Origin of the sequence: Mesorhizobium sp. B2-6-4, assembly GCF_006441495.1 — a bacterium.
In the GTDB taxonomy this organism is placed as follows: Bacteria; Pseudomonadota; Alphaproteobacteria; order Rhizobiales; family Rhizobiaceae; genus Mesorhizobium.
The window spans coordinates 224,521-243,082 of sequence record NZ_VFUE01000008.1; the positions used below are offsets into that span (position 1 = coordinate 224,521).

Annotated in this window: 18 protein-coding genes and 1 tRNA gene; 10 read left to right on the forward strand and 9 right to left on the reverse strand. The window is 63.9% G+C overall.

Annotated elements, in window-relative coordinates:
- The first annotated feature begins 188 nt into the window (after positions 1-188).
- The 9 genes from FJ426_RS13555 to FJ426_RS13595 all read left to right on the forward strand — a co-directional run bounded on the left by FJ426_RS13555 (position 189) and on the right by FJ426_RS13595 (position 8,165).
- Positions 189-947 (forward strand): SDR family oxidoreductase, encoded by a 759-nt coding sequence (locus FJ426_RS13555; protein ID WP_140560275.1) that lies wholly within the window; start codon positions 189-191, stop codon positions 945-947.
- Positions 948-1,058: 111 nt separating this feature from the next.
- The gene (locus FJ426_RS13560) at positions 1,059-1,445 is read left to right on the forward strand and encodes an SET domain-containing protein-lysine N-methyltransferase (RefSeq protein WP_140513719.1); all 387 of its coding nucleotides are present in this window, start codon (positions 1,059-1,061) and stop codon (positions 1,443-1,445) included.
- Positions 1,446-1,624: 179 nt separating this feature from the next.
- Complete coding sequence (rpsU, locus tag FJ426_RS13565) at positions 1,625-1,891, forward strand: 30S ribosomal protein S21 (protein WP_010911429.1); 267 nt, start codon at positions 1,625-1,627, stop codon at positions 1,889-1,891.
- A gap of 141 nt (positions 1,892-2,032) precedes the next feature.
- A complete protein-coding gene (locus FJ426_RS13570; protein WP_140496334.1) occupies positions 2,033-2,875 on the forward strand; it encodes a tetratricopeptide repeat protein in 843 nt (280 codons plus the stop codon).
- A gap of 199 nt (positions 2,876-3,074) precedes the next feature.
- A complete protein-coding gene (locus FJ426_RS13575) occupies positions 3,075-3,551 on the forward strand; it encodes a DUF992 domain-containing protein (protein WP_140522452.1) in 477 nt (158 codons plus the stop codon).
- Between the two features lie 415 nt (positions 3,552-3,966).
- Positions 3,967-4,977 (forward strand): hypothetical protein, encoded by a 1,011-nt coding sequence (locus tag FJ426_RS13580; protein ID WP_140522454.1) that lies wholly within the window; start codon positions 3,967-3,969, stop codon positions 4,975-4,977.
- A 9-nt stretch (positions 4,978-4,986) separates the two neighbouring features.
- A complete protein-coding gene (locus FJ426_RS13585; RefSeq protein WP_140560274.1) occupies positions 4,987-5,994 on the forward strand; it encodes a hypothetical protein in 1,008 nt (335 codons plus the stop codon).
- Between the two features lie 73 nt (positions 5,995-6,067).
- Positions 6,068-6,550, forward strand: coding sequence for a DUF992 domain-containing protein (locus FJ426_RS13590; RefSeq protein ID WP_140513722.1), 483 nt, complete (start codon positions 6,068-6,070; stop codon positions 6,548-6,550).
- Positions 6,551-6,728: 178 nt separating this feature from the next.
- Positions 6,729-8,165, forward strand: a complete 1,437-nt coding sequence (locus FJ426_RS13595; RefSeq protein WP_140560273.1) for an MFS transporter — start codon at positions 6,729-6,731, stop codon at positions 8,163-8,165.
- A gap of 16 nt (positions 8,166-8,181) precedes the next feature.
- Here FJ426_RS13595 and FJ426_RS13600 read toward each other — a convergent pair whose 3' ends face one another.
- The 9 genes from FJ426_RS13600 to FJ426_RS13640 form a co-directional block, all read right to left on the reverse strand.
- On the reverse strand, positions 8,182-8,874 hold the full coding sequence (locus tag FJ426_RS13600) for a response regulator transcription factor (RefSeq protein WP_140560272.1): 693 nt from the start codon (positions 8,872-8,874) through the stop codon (positions 8,182-8,184).
- The gene (locus FJ426_RS13605; RefSeq protein ID WP_140560271.1) at positions 8,871-11,597 is read right to left on the reverse strand and encodes a sensor histidine kinase KdpD; all 2,727 of its coding nucleotides are present in this window, start codon (positions 11,595-11,597) and stop codon (positions 8,871-8,873) included. The genes FJ426_RS13600 and FJ426_RS13605 overlap by 4 nt, the downstream gene beginning before the upstream one ends.
- 53 nt (positions 11,598-11,650) lie before the next feature.
- The gene (gene kdpC / locus FJ426_RS13610; RefSeq protein ID WP_140560270.1) at positions 11,651-12,220 is read right to left on the reverse strand and encodes a potassium-transporting ATPase subunit KdpC; all 570 of its coding nucleotides are present in this window, start codon (positions 12,218-12,220) and stop codon (positions 11,651-11,653) included.
- A gap of 12 nt (positions 12,221-12,232) precedes the next feature.
- The gene (gene kdpB / locus FJ426_RS13615; RefSeq protein ID WP_140522466.1) at positions 12,233-14,326 is read right to left on the reverse strand and encodes a potassium-transporting ATPase subunit KdpB; all 2,094 of its coding nucleotides are present in this window, start codon (positions 14,324-14,326) and stop codon (positions 12,233-12,235) included.
- Positions 14,323-14,553 (reverse strand): hypothetical protein, encoded by a 231-nt coding sequence (locus FJ426_RS13620; protein WP_224518924.1) that lies wholly within the window; start codon positions 14,551-14,553, stop codon positions 14,323-14,325. The genes kdpB and FJ426_RS13620 overlap by 4 nt, the downstream gene beginning before the upstream one ends.
- 12 nt (positions 14,554-14,565) lie before the next feature.
- Complete coding sequence (gene kdpA, locus FJ426_RS13625) at positions 14,566-16,266, reverse strand: potassium-transporting ATPase subunit KdpA (protein ID WP_140825231.1); 1,701 nt, start codon at positions 16,264-16,266, stop codon at positions 14,566-14,568.
- 22 nt (positions 16,267-16,288) lie between these two features.
- Positions 16,289-16,378, reverse strand: coding sequence for a K(+)-transporting ATPase subunit F (kdpF, locus tag FJ426_RS13630; protein ID WP_015315765.1), 90 nt, complete (start codon positions 16,376-16,378; stop codon positions 16,289-16,291).
- A 417-nt stretch (positions 16,379-16,795) separates the two neighbouring features.
- The gene (locus FJ426_RS13635; RefSeq protein WP_140560268.1) at positions 16,796-17,020 is read right to left on the reverse strand and encodes an alkylphosphonate utilization protein; all 225 of its coding nucleotides are present in this window, start codon (positions 17,018-17,020) and stop codon (positions 16,796-16,798) included.
- A gap of 259 nt (positions 17,021-17,279) precedes the next feature.
- Positions 17,280-17,369, reverse strand: a tRNA-Ser gene (locus tag FJ426_RS13640).
- Between the two features lie 370 nt (positions 17,370-17,739).
- Here FJ426_RS13640 and FJ426_RS13645 point away from each other — a divergent pair.
- Positions 17,740-18,489, forward strand: a complete 750-nt coding sequence (locus tag FJ426_RS13645; RefSeq protein WP_224617918.1) for a hypothetical protein — start codon at positions 17,740-17,742, stop codon at positions 18,487-18,489.
- The last annotated feature ends 73 nt before the right edge of the window (positions 18,490-18,562 follow it).

Sequence of the window (18,562 nt, forward strand, 5' to 3'; positions counted from 1 at the left end):
GCGAAACAGCGCTGCCACCCTTGCGCTGTTTGCGACGGCTCTTGCCGTTTTGCGCCGCAACCGGCCGCGGCGTGCGAGGCCAGGGAAAATCGGCGGGTTCGCAGCTTTCGGGTGGCTGCGGCCATGCTCATTTGCGACGACGCATCCGACCGCCGGCAAGGCCGGCTTAGCGGAAGGATGACAGAAACATGCTCGCACTCGCCAACAAGATCGCCATCGTCACTGGCGCCAGTTCCGGCATCGGCCGCGCCACTGCAAAGCTCTTTGCCGAGGAAGGAGCCAAAGTCGTCGCCGCCGCGCGCCGTCAGGCCGAGCTCGATAGGCTTGTCGAGGAGATCGTGGAAACCGGCGGCACTGCGCTCGCTCTTGCCGGCGACGTCAGGGACGAAGCCTATGCGAAGGCGGTGGTCGATCTTGCCACCGGCAGCTTCGGTGGTCTCGACATTGCATTCAACAATGCCGGCGCTGTCGGCATGATGGCGCCGCTGCCGGACCTGCCGCCGGCGTCGTGGCACGACACGATGGATACCAATCTGACCAGCGCCTATCTGGCCGCCAGGCATCAGATACCGGCGATGCTGGAGCGTGGCGGCGGATCGCTGGTCTTCACCTCCAGCTTCGTCGGCTATACCGCCGGCATGCCAGGCATGGCGGCCTACGCCGCGGCCAAGGCCGGCCTGATCGGCCTGACGCAAGTGCTGGCCGCCGAGTACGGGCCGAAGGGGTTGCGCGTCAACGCACTGCTGCCAGGCGGCACAGACACGCCCGGCGCGACCACAACCACGCCCGAGGCCCGCACGTTCGTCGAAGGCATCCATGCCCTGAAGCGGATGGCCCGGCCGGAAGAGATCGCCCGCTCGGCGCTTTATCTTGCCTCCGACGCATCAAGCTTCACCACCGGAACGGCGCTGTTCGCCGACGGCGGCGTGTCGATCAACCGGACGTGAACGGTTTCGGCGCCGGCATGCGGATCAACGCGGGCCGCGATGTCGCAATCCGGGCTTGCATTTGGGCTCGAATTGACGATTCCGTTCTCTCCTTGGAAACGGGCCGGAACCATGCTGCTGATCAAAACCTATGTCGCCCAAAGCGCAATCGAGGGCGTCGGCGTGTTCGCCGCCGAGCCGATCAGGAAAGGCGCCTCGATCTGGCGGCTCGACCCGGATTTCGACCGGCTGATCCCGCTGGAAAAATACCAGGCGGCACCCTCGCATCTCAGGGAACTGCTCGACCGCTACGCCTATCCCAGTCCCGACCGGCCCGGCTTCATGGTCTATGAGGTCGACAATGGCCGCTTCATGAACCATTCGGCGACGCCGAACACGGACTTTTCGCAATATGGCGGGGCAACCGCGACCCGCGACATAGCGGCGGGCGAAGAGATAACCTGCGACTATGGCGAATTCTTCGAGGATTTTGAGCGGTTGCATCTGGCCACCGCGTAGTTGGCTGCCTATCTTGCGAGCGCCCGCTGGGCGAATTGGCCGCCTCCGTTCATTTCGGCTGTGGACAGCGCGGCGTGATTCTGCTATCAGCCGCCACAATTCGTGGTGTAAATCGCCGCGGAGGCTAGTGGCTATGGCCGCTTGCCTGTTGATATCAAACCCGAAAGACAGGATTGCCCGTGCAGGTACTCGTCCGCGACAACAATGTTGATCAGGCGCTTCGCGCTCTCAAGAAGAAGATGCAGCGCGAAGGCATCTTCCGCGAAATGAAGATGCGCGGTCACTACGAGAAGCCTTCCGAGAAGCGCGCCCGTGAAAAGGCCGAAGCCGTGCGCCGAGCCCGCAAGCTGGCCCGCAAGCGCGCACAGCGCGAAGGTCTGCTGCCGATGACGCCGCGTCCGGTGGCTGCTGGCGGTGCCGCCGGCGCAGCGCGTCCGCCGCGCTGATTAACGCCAATATTTCGTCCTTTTCGAAGGATACCAGGGGTGGCGCGATGCGGAATCGCCGCCACCTTTTTATTTTGATGTGACCCGGCCCGGAGGGGGGATCCGGACCTGAATGACGCGGCAAGTGAGGACAGGGCAGACATGAACGCAATCAGCGTGGAGAGCAAAACCACATTTCGTGGCTTTGCCCTGGCGACAGCCCTGCTTTCCGGATTGATGCTTGCCGGCTGCCAGACCTCAGGCCCGACCGGCGAGTTCAACAACATCGACAAGGCGCAAGGGTCGAGCGAGAATATCTCCTCGCTGTCGGCGGTGATTCAGCGCAATCCGCAGGATCCTGAAGGCTACAATGTGCGCGGCTCGGCCTATGGCCGGGGCGGCCAATACCAGGCGGCGCTCAAGGATTTCAACCAGGCCATCCAGCTTAACCCGAATTTCTACCAGGCCTATTCGAACCGTGCGCTCATCCAGCGCTTCCTCGGCAATCAGGAAGCAGCGCTGGCGGACTACAACCGCTCGATCCAGATCAATGGCAACTACGATGCCGCCTATATCGGCCGTGGCAATCTCTACCGCAAGGCCGGCCGCACCCAGGAAGCCTTCAACGACTTCCAGAAGGCGATCCAGCTCGACACGACCGATGCCCGCGCCTATCACAATCGGGGCCTGATCTATCAGAGCCAGGGCCAGCACAAATTCGCCATCGAGGATTTCTCGACCGCCATCTCGCTGGCCCCGGACGCCGCCGAGCCGTATAATGGCCGCGGCCTTTCCTATCTCGCCACCAATGACGAGGACAATGCCTTCTCCGATTTCAACATGGCCATCAAGCTCGACGGCAAAAACGCCGAAGCCTGGTCCAACCAGGCGCTGATCTACGAGCGGCGCGGCGACAAGGCCAAGGCGGCCAAGTCCTACCGGGAAGCCGTTCGGCTCGATCCCACCTACCAGCCTGCCAAGGATGGCCTCGCCCGCGTCAGCTGACATCAGGCAAGGCCGGCCAAGCCCACGCGTCGGATGCGTGTCCGAAAGGACACGTATCGCCGTAGATCGCCATCAATCCGGCAACCGCGCGCTGACCCCGCTGCAAGCCGTGATCGCCTGCCTTGTTCGCGCCAAGGTTTCAGCGGAACGGTCTGGCCACCCAGCCGTTACTTTGAAGCGTTTTGCGAAAGGACCTCCCATGACCAAGAAACTCGTCTGCGCCGCTGCGCTCGCCACGACCATGTTCGCTGTTGCACCGGCAAGCGCCGGCAGATTGCAGCTCGGCACGCTCGACTGCACCATCGACGGCGGCACCGGCTACATCGTGACATCCAACAAGGGCGTGTCCTGTGTCTTCCGCCCCTATCATCACGGTCCGGCCGAGATTTACACCGGCGTCATCTCCAAGCTCGGCGTCGATGTTGGCAAGACGCACCAGGGCCAACTCGCCTGGGCCGTGTTTGCCGCGACCCGTGACCGCGACGCGGGCGACCTTGCCGGCAGCTATTACGGCGTCAATGCCGAGGCGAGCGTCGTGACCGGCGGCGGCGCCAATCTGCTGGTCGGCGGCTTCGACAGCGCCTTCATGCTGGAGCCGCTCAGCGTCCAGGCGCAGACCGGCGTCAACCTGGCCGTTGCCGTGACCTCGCTTGAGCTGATCCACTCTCTCAAGTAACGGCACGTTGATCTTCTCGGCACGGACGGCAACCGCGCGATGATCAAAATAGCGCGCGGTGGACTTGGTTCCGCCGCGCGCTTTGCATTTGCGAACTGCTGTGACCAGGCCAAGCTAGCAGATCGAAATTATTGCCGATGGAAGACTTGCTCGTTCTGTGCTACCAACCGGAAATGTTGCTGGCTCTGCGCGAAAATGCGCGCGAGCTCCGGCAGATGTAAAGACATCGTCGAATGCAATTTTGTTGCAGCTGCCGGAGGCCGTGATGGATTTCATCGAGCAGTTATTCGGATTTTCGCCCGATGGCGGGTCGGGATCCTTCGAACTTCTTCTGATACTCGCACCATTCTTGATTGCCGCTGTCTGGTTTTTCATGCGTCGACAGCGACGTTGACGAAATGGCCGCGGACTGGCCATGAACCCGCTCCCCAAAGTACTGGATTTCCTGAACGCGCTCGCCGACGCGTTCACCGAGTGGCCATCGAACCTGCGCCAGATCGCTGCCCGGATCTGCGCCCTCGCCAGATTGCTCTGCGAAAGAATGAAGCTCCCCGATCGGTTGGACCGAAGCGGGCCGCAACGTTGCGTCAAGATCAGCGACCCCGCCTATAAACGCCCGGATCCCCTGATCTACGCGCAGTATTATTTGATGGGCCAGGGCCTCGCCGTCACATGGGACAACCCCGACATCGAGATCCGAAGCGGCGGCAATCCTGTCGCACCACATATGCTGGCGCCCGACACCGAATATGAAATCGTCGCCCGTATCTGGAACAACTCGACCGAGGCCCCGGTCGTCGATCTGCCGGTGAAATTCTCCTATCTGAGTTTCGGCATCGGCACGGTGTCGCATTGGATCGATGAGACCAGGACCGATCTCGGCGTCAAGGGCGGGGCCAACCATCCGGCTTTCGCGTCGGTCAAATGGCGAACTCCGGCAGCGCCTGGTCACTATTGCATCCAGGTCCTGCTCGACTGGCTCGACGATGCGAACCCGAACAACAACCTAGGCCAGGACAACACCACCGTCGGTGTCGCCCATTCGCCCGCAAGATTTGAATTTCGCCTGCGCAATGGCGAGCGGGAGAGGATGGGATTTCGTCTCGAGGCCGATGCCTATTCCCTTCCTGAATTGCCGGTCTGTGAGCCGCGCCCTCGCCCGAGGCCGCGTCGCCGGCCCTTGCGCACCTTCCCCGGCACCATCGCGGCAGTGCCTGTCGGCCACACCCGTCAATCGCATCCTTTGCCCGCCGGCTGGCTTGTCACGTTCGAGCCCGCACAAGCGGACCTTGCCCCGGGTGAGGAAATCCCCGTCACTGTCAATATTGAACCGCCAGCCGGTTTCACCGGCCGTAAGGCAATCAACGTTCATGCTTTCTCGGCCCGCGGCCTCGCCGGCGGCGTGACGCTCTATGTCGAGCGATAGGGGGTCGCCATGGCTTATCGGCACTACACCAAATGCGTATCGGTCGGAAATCACCACGGCAAACAATACGGGCAGATGATCATTGCGGCGGCCGTGGTCGCTTTGCCGCTCATCCTTGTGGGCGCCCTTCCCGGACCGGCCGCCATGCTGGTGGCGCTTGCGGCCATATTGGCCTATTGCCGCTGGTGGCTGTACGACCGGCTGATCTGTCTCGGTGGCGACGAATGCGCGGTGGGCTGGCTGCTCAAGGTCGATCCGCCGGAGGAGAAGTCGGGACTGGACCGGTTCGACACCGACTACAGTCTCAATCTGGTGCCGGGCAATGTCGTCGAATTCACCAACCAGGCAACGGCCGAAAAGATAGCGCCGTTTGGACGCCTGATCGCCAACACGCCTGCGATCCAAGGCGCGGGCCTCGACTGGAAAGGTCAGGAAGCGCGCCAATGGGCCAATGACGACCCGACCGCGGTGCTGCATTGCGAGTTCGAAGGCGCCGGCGTCTACGACCTCATGATAGCCTGCCTTGCCGCAATTCCAGTCGCCACGGCCGCCGCGGTTGCTTGCGCCATTCCCTTCTTCGGCTGGATCGCCTGCGCGGTCCTGTCGCTCATCGCGGCGGTCATCGTCATCATAGGCGGCATAGTCGGCCTGCTCGACACAGCCAATCCGACGGATCTCGACGAGAATCTCGGCGATCTTCACGTCAACGATCCGACGCGCCGCGGCGCGGACATCCTGTTCGTCAAGGGAACGTGGGTCTACGATTCGGCACATGACGGCTGGAACGAAATCCATCCCATCAAGCACTGTCAGAAGATCGGCACCTGGAACGGCAGCTGGAACGAATCCCCGGTTCCCGACGGCGGCCCCGCGCGCTGGTGTGAAGCCGTTGAGACGGCAGGATCGCCATTGACCGTCGCATCCCAGCAGGAGCCTCAGAACCAGTGGACGATACATCCCGCCATAGACGGTTGCCGGCCAAAGCCCGACGATCACCGACCGGACCCCGTGCACTGACCTGGCATCCTTCGCTCGCGAAGCAGTGTCATCTGCTCCTCAAAGATGGCTGCAGCGAATGCACGAGGGGCCCATGACACGCAAAATGATCCTTGCTGCCATCGTTGCCATTGCCAGCCCCGCCTTGGCCCAGGCACAGGACCAGGGCATCGAGCTCGGCACACTTGAATGCGCCATATCGGGCGGCACCGGCTTCATCTTCGGCTCGAGCAAGGATCTGAGCTGCACCTTCACCCCTGCCGACAAGACTTTCGCGCCGGAAGCCTATTTCGGCGCGGTCAACAAATACGGCCTCGACATCGGCACGACCAAGCAGGCGGTGATGCGATGGCTGGTGCTGACGCCGCTGAAGAACATCTACGCGCCGGGCGCATTGGCCGGCGACTATGTCGGCGCCAGCGCCGAGGTGACGGCAACCGTCGGCGCCGGGGCCAATCTGCTGGTTGGCGGCTCCTCGCAGTCCTTCACCTTGCAGCCGCTCAGCCTGCAGACCCAGACCGGCATCAATTTCGCCATCGGTGTCAGCCAGTTCCAGCTGCGCAGCACGGAGAACTGATTGGCCGGCGATGCCGGCCGGCCAGGGATGCGGGCATCCACGAACATGTCCAAAAAATCGCTTGAGCTCAAGCTTGGTTGAGGTTCTACAAACCCATCCGACCATGGTCCTGCCGGACCCCCGAGCCGGCTCCTGGCGCCATGCGTTTGCATCGGGACATGAAATTCGAGGGACCGAAGTGACCGACATCAGCACAAACAGGGTCGACTGGCGCGCATTGTGGGCGAGCGGCGACCTCGCGCGCTTCTGCTTCATCAGCCTCGGCATCCTGCTGCACGCCACCAACGAGACGATGGTGGCGACCGTCATGCCCGCCATGATCGGCGAACTGGCGGGCGTGCAGCTCGTCGGCTGGTCGCTGGCGATCTATGAACTGGGCGCCATCGTCGCCGGTGCCGCGGCCGGACGGCTGGTCAGCTATGTGGCGCTGCGCACCAACATGGTGGTCGCGGCGCTGCTTTACGCGGCCGGCGCGCTGATCTGCGCCACCGCGCCCTCGATGCAATTGTTCCTGGCCGGGCGCCTGATCGAGGGCCTGGGCGGCGGCGCGCTGGTGTCGCTGGCTTTCGTCTCGGTGGAGCGCCTGTTTCCGCGGGCCATCTGGCCGCAGCTTTTCGGTATCATGTCGGCGATCTGGGGCGTCGCCGCCTTCAGCGGGCCGATGCTTGGCGCGATCATGACAGAGCTTCTGTCATGGCGCTGGGCGTTCGGCATCTTCGTGTTCGGCGGTGCGGCGATGGCGCTGGCGAGCTTCGTCGTGCTCGACACGCCGGAAGCGACGAGGCCGAGTGCCGGCGCGGGCAAGGCACCACCCTTCCCGCTCATAGCGCTTGGCTGCCTTGCCGTCGCCGTCGTGCTGATCGCCTCGGCGGGGGTCGATATCGCCCTTCTGCGCTCGTCGCTGCTGATGGTGCTCGGCCTGATCGGCCTTGTGCTGTTCTTCCGTATCGATGCGCTGAAGCCGAAATCGCGGCTTTTCCCCTCGCGGCTGTTCTCGTGGCGCACGCCGGTCGGCAGCGGCATGACCATGGTCGCCGCCTTCTCGGTGGCGACCTGTTCCTTTGCCATTTACGGCCCGCTGCTTCTGACCACGCTGCACCACGTTCCGCTCCTGACCACCGGCTACATCATCGCCGCCGAATCGATCGCCTGGTCGATCCTGTCGATCCTTGTCGCCAACGCGCCACAGGAGCGTGAGAGATCGATCATCGTCATCGGGGCCCTGATGATCGCCACCGGCCTCGCTGGTTTCGCCTACACCATCCCGGCAGGCTCGATCCCGCTGATCCTGGTATGCGCCCTTTTGCAGGGTGGCGGCTTCGGCGTTGCCTGGCCGTTCCTGACGCGCGTCATCGTGGCCTCCGCGCCGGGTGATGAGCAGACCATCGCCTCGGCCGCGGTGCCGACCATGCAACGCATCGGCTATGCGGTGGGTGCCGCCCTTGCCGGCATCGTCGCCAATGCCAGCGGCTTTTCGCAAGGCCTGAACCGGGACGCGGCGGCTGATGTGGCGACCTGGCTATTCCTCGCCTTCGTGCCGCTCGGCATCATTGGCTGCCTCGCCGCCTTGCGCACATCGACGGCCGCGAACCGGCTGCCGGAAGCTGTCGGCTAATCAGGCCAGGCAACGCTTATTCTACCTCGCGCAGGCGGTAGCCGACGCCGGTCTCGGTGGTGATGTAGCGCGGCTGGTCCGGCGTCTTCTCGATCTTCTGCCGCAACTGCCGGACATAGACCCGCAGATACTGCACGTCGGTCGAATCGTTCCACACCTGCTTCAGCAGGAACTGGTGCGTGAGAACCTTGCCCGCATACTGCACGAGAATGCGCAGAATGTCGTATTCCTTGGGCGACAGCTTTACCTCCTTGCCCCCGACCTTGACGATGCGCTTGACCAGGTCGACGCTGAGATCACCGGTTTGGAACACCGGCCTCTCGCCCTGCTGCTGGAACTTGTGCCGCAGTGCCACGCGGATGCGCGCCACCAGCTCGTTCATTCCGAACGGCTTGGTGATGTAGTCGTCGGCGCCGAGTTCGAGCGCGTCGACGATGCCGGCCTCGTCGGCGCGGCTGGAGAGAATGACCACCGGGATATCGAGGCCGTCGTCGCGCCATTTGCGCAGCAGTTCATGGCCGCTCATGCCGGGCAGGCCAAGGTCGAGCAGCACGAGATCCGGTTTTTCCTGCACCATCAGCTCGATAGCCGCCTTGGCGTTCGGCGCCTCGCTGACCGCGTAGCCCTGGCTGGCGAGGCCGACCCGGAGCAACTTGCGGATCGGCGGCTCGTCATCGACGACCAGTATCCTGACGTTCGAATTGGTCATCGAGGCTGATCCGCGCTGGAGCCGATGCGATTGCCGGACAGTTCCGCCGGCACCGGCATCCTGATGGTGAAGGCAGCACCCGAACGGTCGGTCCGGTTGGCGGCCGAGATCGTGCCGCCCATCGCCTCGATGAAGCCGCGGCAGATCGACAGGCCGAGCCCGGTACCGGCGCGCACCTGGTCGCCCTTGCGGACCCGGTAGAAAGTGTCGAACACGCGCTCAAGATCCTGCGGAGGGATGCCCAATCCCTCATCCATGATCTGAAGCACGACGGAGCCGATGTCGGTCCAGCCCTGCAGGCGGATCGTCGAGCCGGGCGGCGAATATTTCGATGCATTGTCGACCAGGTTGAACAGGACCTGCTCGAACAGCACCGGGTCGAGCTTCAGCATCGGCAGGTCGGGCGGAATGTCGACCTCGATCTTGTGCTCGCTGGTGATCTTGCGGGCGCGATCGAGCGCGGTGCCGACGACGTCGCCGACATAGTGCAGCGCATAGTTCGGCTCCATCGCACCGGATTCGATCTTGGTCATGTCGAGCAGATTGGCGATGAAGCGGTTCAGCCGTTCCGCTTCGTCGACCACCGTCGACAACAGCTCCGTCCGGTCCTGCTCGGGTAGATCAGGCGCGAACTCCCTGAGAGTGCCGGCCGCGCCCATGATGGCGGCGAGCGGCGTCTTCAGATCATGGGAGATGGAGGTCAGCAACGCCGAGCGCAGCCTGTCGGCTTCGGCCGCGAGCTTGGCACGATCGACGTCGGCGACGAGCTGGATGCGCTCGATGGCGACCGCTGCCTGGTCGGCCAGCGCGTCGAGCAGCCGCTGCTGCTCGGGCGTCAGCAGCGGACCCTGCTTGTCGTTGTCGAGGCCGACCACGCCGACCGCCGTGCGCCCGGTGCGTAGCGGCAGATAGAGCCGCTTCGCACCGGGCAGCGTATCGGCGCCGCGGCCGGCGGCGCGATCGTGCTCCCAGGCCCAGCGGGCGGCGGCGATGTCGGCCTCGGCCAGCGTGTCGTCGGGCGGATAGCCCGCCTTGACGGTGATGGCGCCGTTTTCGGGCAAAAGCAGCACCACCCGCAATTTCAGCATCGAGGCGATCTGGAAGGCCGTGACCCACAGAACGTCGTCGAGCGTACCGGCGCCGGCAAGCTTCTTGGAAAACAGATAGATATCCTCCGTGGCCCGCGCCCGTGAGCGGGCGGCGGCGGCCTGACGCTGCACGCGCGCCGTCAGGTTGCTGGCGATGACGGCAACGACGAGGAAGACGGCAAACGCAACGATGCTCTCGGGATCCCTGATCGTCAGCGTGTAGCGCGGCTCGAGGAAGAAGTAGTTGAAGGCAAGGGCGCTCAGGAAACAGGCGTACAAGGCCGGCCACAGTCCGAACGTCACCGCCGATGTCAGCACCGCCAGCAGCAGCACGATCGCCAGATTGCGCACGTCGAGGAACTGATCGAGAACCGTGCCGACGGCCAGCGAGCCCGCGACATAGGCCGTGGCGAACAGATACGGCCATATCTGGAACGGCCGCTGCTCGGCCGCCGTCCTGACCTTTCTCGATGCTGCGTCGGTATCGCGCTCGGTTCCCGAGATGACATGGACGCTGATGTCGCCGGCATTGCGGATCAGATCATAGGTGAGCGAGCCCTCGATCAATTCCCGCCAGCGCGACCGGGTCGGCCTGCCGACCACGATATGGGTGAAATTGTTCGCCGTCGCATGGCGCACGATGTCCTGCGCGACGTTCTGGCCCGGAATGGTCGTCACCTCGGCGCCGAGTTGCTCGGCGAGGCGCAGATGGTTCGCCAGCCTGTCCTTCTCTTCTTCCGACATGGCGGCCGAACGAGGCGTGTCGACATGAAGCGCCGTCCATGGCGCGCGGAGCCGGTCGGCCAGCCTGCGCGCATAGCGCACGCGCGCCGCCCCGCCCGGACGCGCGTCGAGGCAAACGAGCACCCTTTCCCCCGCCGCCCATGGGCCCTGGATGGCATGGGACTGCATGTGGTTGAGCAGTTGTTCGTCGACACGCTGGGCGGTGCGGCGCAGCGCCAGCTCGCGCAGCGCCGTCAGATTGCCCGGCGAGAAATAGTTCTCGATGGCGCGCTGGGCGGTGTTGGGGAAATAGACCTTGCCTTCCTCCAGCCGTTTGATCAGGTCGTCGGGCGTCAGATCGATGATTTCGACATCGTCGGCCTGGTCGATGATGGAATCGGGAACCGTTTCGCGCACCCTGACCCGCGTGATCTGGGCGACGACGTCGTTCAGGCTTTCGACATGCTGGATGTTGAGCGTCGTGTAGACGTCGATACCGCGCGCCAGGATTTCCTGCACGTCGAGATAGCGCTTGGGGTGACGGCTGCCGGGCGCGTTTGTATGGGCGAGTTCGTCGACCAGGACCAGTGCCGGGCGGCGTGCGAGGATGGCGTCTATGTCCATCTCGTCGAGGGTGCGTCCCTTGTATTCGACCGGGCGGCGCGGAATGACCTCGTAGCCCTCTACGAGGGCCAGGGTTTCCTTGCGGCCGTGCGTCTCGACCACGCCGATCACCACGTCGATGCCGTCGGCCAGCCTGGCGCGTCCCGACATCAGCATTTCATAGGTTTTGCCGACGCCCGGTGCCGCGCCCAGAAAGATGCGCAGACGCCCGCGGCCCTCGCGCTCGGCATGCTCGAGCAGCGCGTCGGGGGAAGGTCTGTTTTCGACGTTGCTTCTGTCGTCCGGCATCGGCATCCAGTTTGAACGGCGCCGGGGACGGTGTCGATCCCCGGCGCTGTTCTTCATTGCTTGGCTGTGTCGTCCAATGCGAGGTTGAGGGCCAGCACATTGACCACCGGCTCGCCCAGGACGCTGAGCTCCCGGTCCTCGACATGGCTGTCGACGAGCGCCTTGACCTTGGCTTCATCGATACCCCTGGCCTTGGCGACACGCGGAACCTGGAAAGAAGCGTCCTCGGGGCTGATGTCGGGATCGAGCCCGCTGCCCGATGTCGTGACGAGGCCCATCGGAACCGGCGCATTGGGGTTTTCGGCCTTCAACTTCGCCGCGTCGCCCTTGATGCGCTCGATCAGCTTGAGGTTGGTCGGACCCAGATTCGAGCCGCTGGAGGCGCCGCCGTCATAGCCATTGCCGGCGGCCGATGGCCGGCCGTGGAAATAGCGTTCGCTGGCGAAGGCCTGGCCGATCAGTTCGGAACCGACCACCTTGCCGTCCTTCTCGATCAGGCTGCCATTGGCCTGTTTCGGGAACAGCGCCTGGGCGATGCCGGTCATGCCGAGGGGATAGATGAGCCCGGTCAGCACGGTGAAGAAGACTATCATGACGATCGCGGGTCTGATTTGCTTGAGCATCGGAGTGATCCCTTATGCAAGGCCGAGGGCCGTGACGGCCATGTCGATAATCTTGATGCCGGCGAACGGCACGATGATGCCGCCGAGGCCGTAGACGAGCAGGTTGCGGCTGAGCAGCGCCCCGGCGCCGATTGCCCGGTATTTGACGCCGCGCAGCGACAGCGGGATCAGCGCGATGATGATCAGCGCGTTGAAGATGATGGCCGACAGGATGGCGCTCTGCGGCGTCGCCAGATGCATGATGTTGAGCGCCTGCAGCGGACCTGTGGTGTGGCCGGGTGCGACGTAGAACACGGCGAACATGGCCGGGATGATGGCGAAGTACTTGGCCACGTCATTGGCGATGGAGAAGGTGGTCAGCGAACCGCGCGTCATCAGCAGCGCCTTGCCGATCTCGACGATCTCGATCAGCTTGGTCGGATCGGAGTCCAAGTCCACCATGTTGCCTGCTTCCCGCGCGGCCACCGTGCCGGTGTTCATGGCGACGCCGACGTCGGCCTGGGCAAGGGCCGGCGCGTCGTTGGTGCCGTCGCCGCACATGGCGACCAGCTTGCCCTTGGCCTGCTCGTCGCGGATCAGTTTCAGCTTGTCCTCCGGCGTCGCCTGGGCAAGGAAGTCGTCGACGCCGGCTTCGGCCGCGATGGCCGCCGCCGTCATCGGATTGTCCCCTGTGATCATCACCGTGCGTATGCCCATGCTGCGCAGCTCGGCGAAGCGTTCGCGGATGCCGCCCTTGACGATGTCCTTGAGGTGCACGATGCCGAGCAGGCGTCCGTCGCGCTCGACCGCAAGCGGCGTGCCGCCCGATTTGGCGACCTCGTCGGCGATCGCCTGGAGATCCCTGATCGTATCGCTGTTCGGGCGCGTTGCGTGGCTGGCGACGGTCGACTGGTTGACATGGGCGAGCACGGAATCGACCGCGCCCTTGCGCACGGAGGAGCCGTCTATGTCGACGCCGCTCATCCGGGTCTGCGCGGTGAAGGGCACGAAGGTGGCGTGCAGTGTCGCCATGTCGCGGGCGCGGATGGCGTATTTCTCCTTGGCCAGCACGACGATCGAGCGGCCTTCCGGCGTTTCGTCGGCGAGCGAGGCAAGCTGTGCCGCATCGGCCAGTTCCTGCTCGGTGACGCCCTTCACCGGGCGGAATTCGGTCGCCTGGCGGTTGCCGAGCGTGATCGTGCCGGTCTTGTCGAGCAAAAGCGTGTCGACGTCGCCGGCCGCCTCCACGGCGCGGCCGGACATGGCGAGCACATTGAAGCGCACCAGACGGTCCATGCCGGCGATGCCGATGGCCGACAAAAGCGCGCCGATAGTGGTCGGGATCAAGGTCACGAACAAAGCGACGAGCACCGTGACCGGGATATAGCCCCCCGAATAGGAAGCGAAGCTCGGGATGGTAGCGGTGGCCAGCACGAAGATCAGCGTCATGCCGACCAGCAGGATGTTGAGCGCGATCTCATTCGGGGTCTTCTGGCGCTCGGCGCCCTCGACCAGCGAGATCATGCGGTCGAGAAAGGTGTGGCCGGCGGCGGCGGTGATGCGCACGCGGATCCAGTCGGAGAGCACCTGCGTGCCGCCGGTGACCGCGGAGCGGTCGCCGCCGGATTCGCGAATGACAGGCGCCGATTCGCCCGTGATCGCCGCCTCGTTGACCGAAGCCACGCCTTCGATCACCTCGCCGTCGGAGGGGATGATGTCGCCGGCCTCGACCAGCACGGCGTCGCCCACCTTCAGGCTGGTGCCGGGCACCAGCTTGAATTTCGTCCGGTCCTCGCCGGTCAGGAGCTTGGCCTGGGTCTCGGTGCGCGCCTTGCGCAGCGAATCGGCCTGCGCCTTGCCGCGGCCTTCGGCGACGGCTTCGGCGAAGTTGGCAAACAGCACGGTGAACCACAGCCAGATGATGATCTGGATGGTGAAGCCGAGGTTGCCGCGCCCGCTGGCGAGGTCCTTGACGAAAAGCACTGATGTCAGCGCCGAGACGACGGCAACGACGAACATCACCGGGTTCCTGGCCAATGTGCGTGGGTTCAGCTTTTTGAAGGCGCCGCCGATGGCGGGCCACAGGATGCCGGCATCCATGATGCTGGCTGATTTCGACTGGCTCATTTTGAAGCTCCAGCTTCGGTGTTGTTGGACGGCACCGAGCGGTCGGATGCCGAAAGAAGATGCGGAAGCCCGTAGGCCAGCAACCACAGAACGATCATGACGGCGGCGATGCCGAGGAATGTCGACATGGTGGGGAAAGGAGGAGGCCGTTCCTCCTTTCCGTTGTCGGCGGGATGGCGATCGTTGCGATGCCTGTTGTTGAACCAGGACATTTCCGTTTCAGCCAAGACACTTCCGTCTCAGAATGTCTGCCCGTGGATGGCGGCCAGATGCTCGACGATCGGCCCGACGGCGAGCGCCGGGAAGAAGGTCAGGCCGCCGACGATGACGATGACGCCGACCAGCAGCCCGACGAACAGGGGGCCGTCGGTCGGGAACGTGCCGGCCGAGGCGGACACGGTCTTCTTCGCCGCCAGCGAGCCGGCGATGGCGAGCGCCGGGATGATGACCAGGAAACGGCCCATGAGCATGCCGAGACCCAGCGTGATGTTGTACCAGGGCGTGTTGCCGGTGAGGCCGCCGAATGCCGAGCCGTTGTTCGCCGCCGCCGACGTATAGGCGTAGAGGATCTCGGAGAAGCCGTGCGGACCGCCATTGGCGATCGATGCCACGGCGCTCGGCAGGACCACCGCGATGGCCGTGAAGGTCAGCATCGCCAGCGGCAGGCACAGGATTGCCAGCATCGCCATCTTGACCTCCTTGGCCTCGATCTTCTTGCCCAGATATTCGGGCGTGCGCCCGACCATCAGGCCAGCGACGAAGACGGCGATGAGGATGAACATCAGGATGCCGTAGAAGCCGGCGCCAACGCCGCCGACGATGACTTCGCCGAGCTGCATGTTGATGAGCGGGATCATGCCGCCGAGCGCGGTGAACGAGTCATGCATGGCATTGACCGCGCCGCAGGAAGCCGCCGTGGTGATGACCGCGAACAGCGCCGAGAGCGCGATGCCGAAGCGGGTTTCCTTACCTTCCATATTGCCGCCCTCGATGCCCAGCGCATGGACCAGCGGATTGCCGGCGGCTTCCGCCCAATAGCAGACCGCAACCCCGGCGATGAACAGCGCGCCCATGGCGGCCAGGATCGCCCAGCCCTGGCGCTGGTTGCCGACCATGCGGCCGAAGACGTTGGTCAAGGCAGCACCGATGGCGAACATCGACAGCATCTGGATCAGGTTGGAGATGGCGTCCGGATTCTCGAAGGGATGCGCGGCATTGGCGTTGAAGAAGCCGCCGCCATTGGTGCCGAGCATCTTGATGGCGATCTGCGAGGCGACCGGCCCGACGGCGATGGTCTGCTGCGCGCCTTCGAGCGTGGTGGCGCCGACATAGGCTCCCAGCGTCTGCGGCATTCCGAGCCAGACATAGACCAGGGTGAGCACGACGCAGAGCGGCAAAAGCACGTAGAGCGTGGCACGGGTCATATCGACCCAGAAATTCCCGATCGACTTGCCGGAAGCGCTGGCAAAGCCGCGGATCAGCGCCATGGCGATGGCGATGCCGGTGGCCGCCGACAGGAAGTTCTGCACGGTGAGGCCGGCCATCTGCACGAGATAGGACATCGTGCTCTCGCCGCCGTAGTTCTGCCAGTTGGTGTTGGTCATGAAGCTGGCCGCGGTGTTGAAGGCGAGCCCCGGTTCGACCGCGCTCATGCCGGCCGGGTTGTAGGGCAGGCCGCCTTGCAGGCGCTGGAGGAAATAGAGCGCCAGGAAACCGGCAAGGTTGAACAACAGCATGGCGGCGGCATAGCCCGTCCAGTGCTGCTCCTGGTCGCCGGTTCCGGCCAGGCGATAAAGGCCCCGCTCGACGGGGCCGAGCACCGGCGACAGCAAGCTGCGGTCGCCGGTGAAGACGCGATGCATGTAGCCGCCCAGCGGCTTCACGAGCAAAACCAGGATCCCGCAATAGAGGAGGATCTGTATCCATCCGTTGATAGTCATGATTTGGCTTTCCGTGCGCCGGTCAGAAGCGTTCCGGGCGGATCAGTGCGTATGTCAGGTAGGCGAGCAGGAACAACGTCACGCCGCCACCGAGGATGTAATCGACAAGCATGTCCCGATCGCTCAAATTCTGTCGCAGGCTTTGACGTAGGCAAAGGAGAGGGCGAAAAACAAAACCCCGATCCCGAGAACAATGATGTCCATTGTGCTTGTCCTTGCTTTGATTTTTCCACTTTGCGCCCGCTCGAAGCAGCTCGGCGATTACGCGAAAACGGCCCGCCCACTTGGGTGACGGCGTCCGACGTTTTTCTCAAAGCGGAATATGGACCCGATCGCCATAAAGGTTCGAGACGGGGCAAAGCGGAAAGAAATAGGAATTCTATAAAGATTTTCGGCGGAATGAACTGAAAGTGGTGAATGCGCCCTGGCGCCCCATATCGGCAGTCGTAAGGAGTAGCCAGGTTGGCCGACGACGCGCCTCGTCGCCGGCAAACGCAATTCTATCGCTGCGGCTCGACCGCCTTGAGGGTCACGCCTTCTTTACGAACTCGGTTTTGAGCACGAGGCCCTTCACTTGCCTGGTACTGCATTCGATCTCGCCGGGATTGCCGTTGAGGCGAATGTTCTTCACCAACGTGCCCCGCTTGATCGTCTCCGAAGTGCCTTTGACCTTGAGGTCCTTGATCAGCGTAACGGAATCGCCGTCACTCAACTGAGCGCCGTTGCTGTCGCGCACCACTACATCGTCCGGCATGCTATCTCCTGTGATCGGGATCACCACTACCAGATCACCAGGAATTCCAAAACCGGCTCGTGCGCGGCGTTTTCATAGAATGCCCAAGGATCACTCGACGCGCTTCCCAAAGCGCTCGAAACTCACAGCTGCTTTTTTAATCGTGCAAGCCGGTCGGCAAGGTTGATGACCCTGCCCTCCTACGCTGAAGCTTCGGAGGGCATCCTGCTTCGCGCTGTCGATTGAGCCAATCCTGCGAAGCTCGAAGAGCGAAGCAGGATGGCGGAGAGAGCGGGATTCGAACCCGCGTTACGGTTTCCCGTAAACACACTTTCCAGGCGTGCGCCTTCAACCACTCGGCCACCTCTCCGTCCTTGCCTTTCGCGCCGGCCGGTTTCGCCGCGCGGGTTGGGGAGATGCTCTCCCTTTGGGCTGCGGAACTTTCCGCACCGGGCGCCGCCAACCAGCGGACGCCCTGCCCGCACCTGAGCCGTCAAAGCAACAGGCGCGGGGCTCATCTAGTCGATCCGGCGCCGAATGCCAAGCCATAACGGCGGTCAATTCGCTTTGCCGGCCGCACGGCGTTCATGGGGGCCGCCGGCACATCCGTTTGGAGTCCCGCCACTTCAATCGCTGCTTGATAACGTGCACGAGCAAGGCTGCGAGGCCAGCCGCGCTTGACTTCGTCCCGAGCGGCCTGTCGAGTGTCCGAAAGGCTTTGCGGGGGGCATCGTCGCAACATGGCGTCGAGCAGCGGAATTCCGGGCGGTACGCCGGACAACGGACAGCCACCGGCCGAGGGAAAGGTCCCGGCCCGACATCCGGACAGCGGACTTTCCTATGTCCCGGTGGGCTGGCTGGTTATCGTTATGGCCCTGTCGGTCTATTGGCTGGCGTCGGCCTTGTGGCTGGTGGGGAGTTCAGGCCTGCCGGACGCCGTTTTCTATTTCCTCTTCAGCGGACTCGTCGCCGACGTCATCACCATCCTGTGGGGACTTTACCTGCTCGGCCTCGCCTTCGGCCGTTCGGCGCGCTTCCCCAGCCATTTCACCATCTGGCAGGCCACCACGATCATATGGCTGCTGGCAAGTCACGCTTACGCACTCGCCGTGCCGGGCTTCGTCTTCTCCGCCAGAAGCCTGGCCATCACCGCCGCCGAGATCGCCATCGGCCTGCTTTGCATCTACCTGTTGCGCCGCGGCTCCGGCGCCGAGACCGTTTATGCCAGGCCGCGAGCCGAAGCGCCGTCGGTCTTCGTTTCCATTGTCGCCGCGCTGCTCGGCATCATCCTCGGCGCGGTCGTCGGCGCGGTGGGTGGCTTCCTGGCCGGTTCGCTCATCGCCGATATCACCGACGTGAGTTGCTTCGAGGGTGCGTGCGGCTACTTCGCCGCCTTCATCGGCCTGGCCGGGCTGGTGGTCGGCGCCATTGCCGGCGGCATTCTCGCCGTCTGGCTCGCCAACCGGCGCAAGCGCAGGAGGGCCGGGTAGACTGCGTCGGCCGCGATTCAATTCGCGTGCCGTGATTGCGAATAGGGCCTGCGCGCTCTATTTCTCGTTCGGA

Coding starts and splice junctions, on each gene's coding strand:
- FJ426_RS13635 (WP_140560268.1), bottom strand. CDS start 17,020: ATGCCGGACGATGTAGTGGTGCGCGACAGCAACGGCGCTCAGTTGAGT.
- FJ426_RS13575 (WP_140522452.1), top strand. CDS start 3,075: ATGACCAAGAAACTCGTCTGCGCCGCTGCGCTCGCCACGACCATGTTC.
- FJ426_RS13605 (WP_140560271.1), bottom strand. CDS start 11,597: ATGCCGGACGACAGAAGCAACGTCGAAAACAGACCTTCCCCCGACGCG.
- FJ426_RS13570 (WP_140496334.1), top strand. CDS start 2,033: ATGAACGCAATCAGCGTGGAGAGCAAAACCACATTTCGTGGCTTTGCC.
- FJ426_RS13590 (WP_140513722.1), top strand. CDS start 6,068: ATGACACGCAAAATGATCCTTGCTGCCATCGTTGCCATTGCCAGCCCC.
- FJ426_RS13580 (WP_140522454.1), top strand. CDS start 3,967: ATGAACCCGCTCCCCAAAGTACTGGATTTCCTGAACGCGCTCGCCGAC.
- kdpF (WP_015315765.1), bottom strand. CDS start 16,378: ATGCTTGTCGATTACATCCTCGGTGGCGGCGTGACGTTGTTCCTGCTC.
- FJ426_RS13600 (WP_140560272.1), bottom strand. CDS start 8,874: ATGACCAATTCGAACGTCAGGATACTGGTCGTCGATGACGAGCCGCCG.
- FJ426_RS13585 (WP_140560274.1), top strand. CDS start 4,987: ATGGCTTATCGGCACTACACCAAATGCGTATCGGTCGGAAATCACCAC.
- kdpA (WP_140825231.1), bottom strand. CDS start 16,266: ATGACTATCAACGGATGGATACAGATCCTCCTCTATTGCGGGATCCTG.
- kdpB (WP_140522466.1), bottom strand. CDS start 14,326: ATGAGCCAGTCGAAATCAGCCAGCATCATGGATGCCGGCATCCTGTGG.
- FJ426_RS13645 (WP_224617918.1), top strand. CDS start 17,740: ATGGCGTCGAGCAGCGGAATTCCGGGCGGTACGCCGGACAACGGACAG.
- kdpC (WP_140560270.1), bottom strand. CDS start 12,220: ATGCTCAAGCAAATCAGACCCGCGATCGTCATGATAGTCTTCTTCACC.
- FJ426_RS13555 (WP_140560275.1), top strand. CDS start 189: ATGCTCGCACTCGCCAACAAGATCGCCATCGTCACTGGCGCCAGTTCC.
- FJ426_RS13560 (WP_140513719.1), top strand. CDS start 1,059: ATGCTGCTGATCAAAACCTATGTCGCCCAAAGCGCAATCGAGGGCGTC.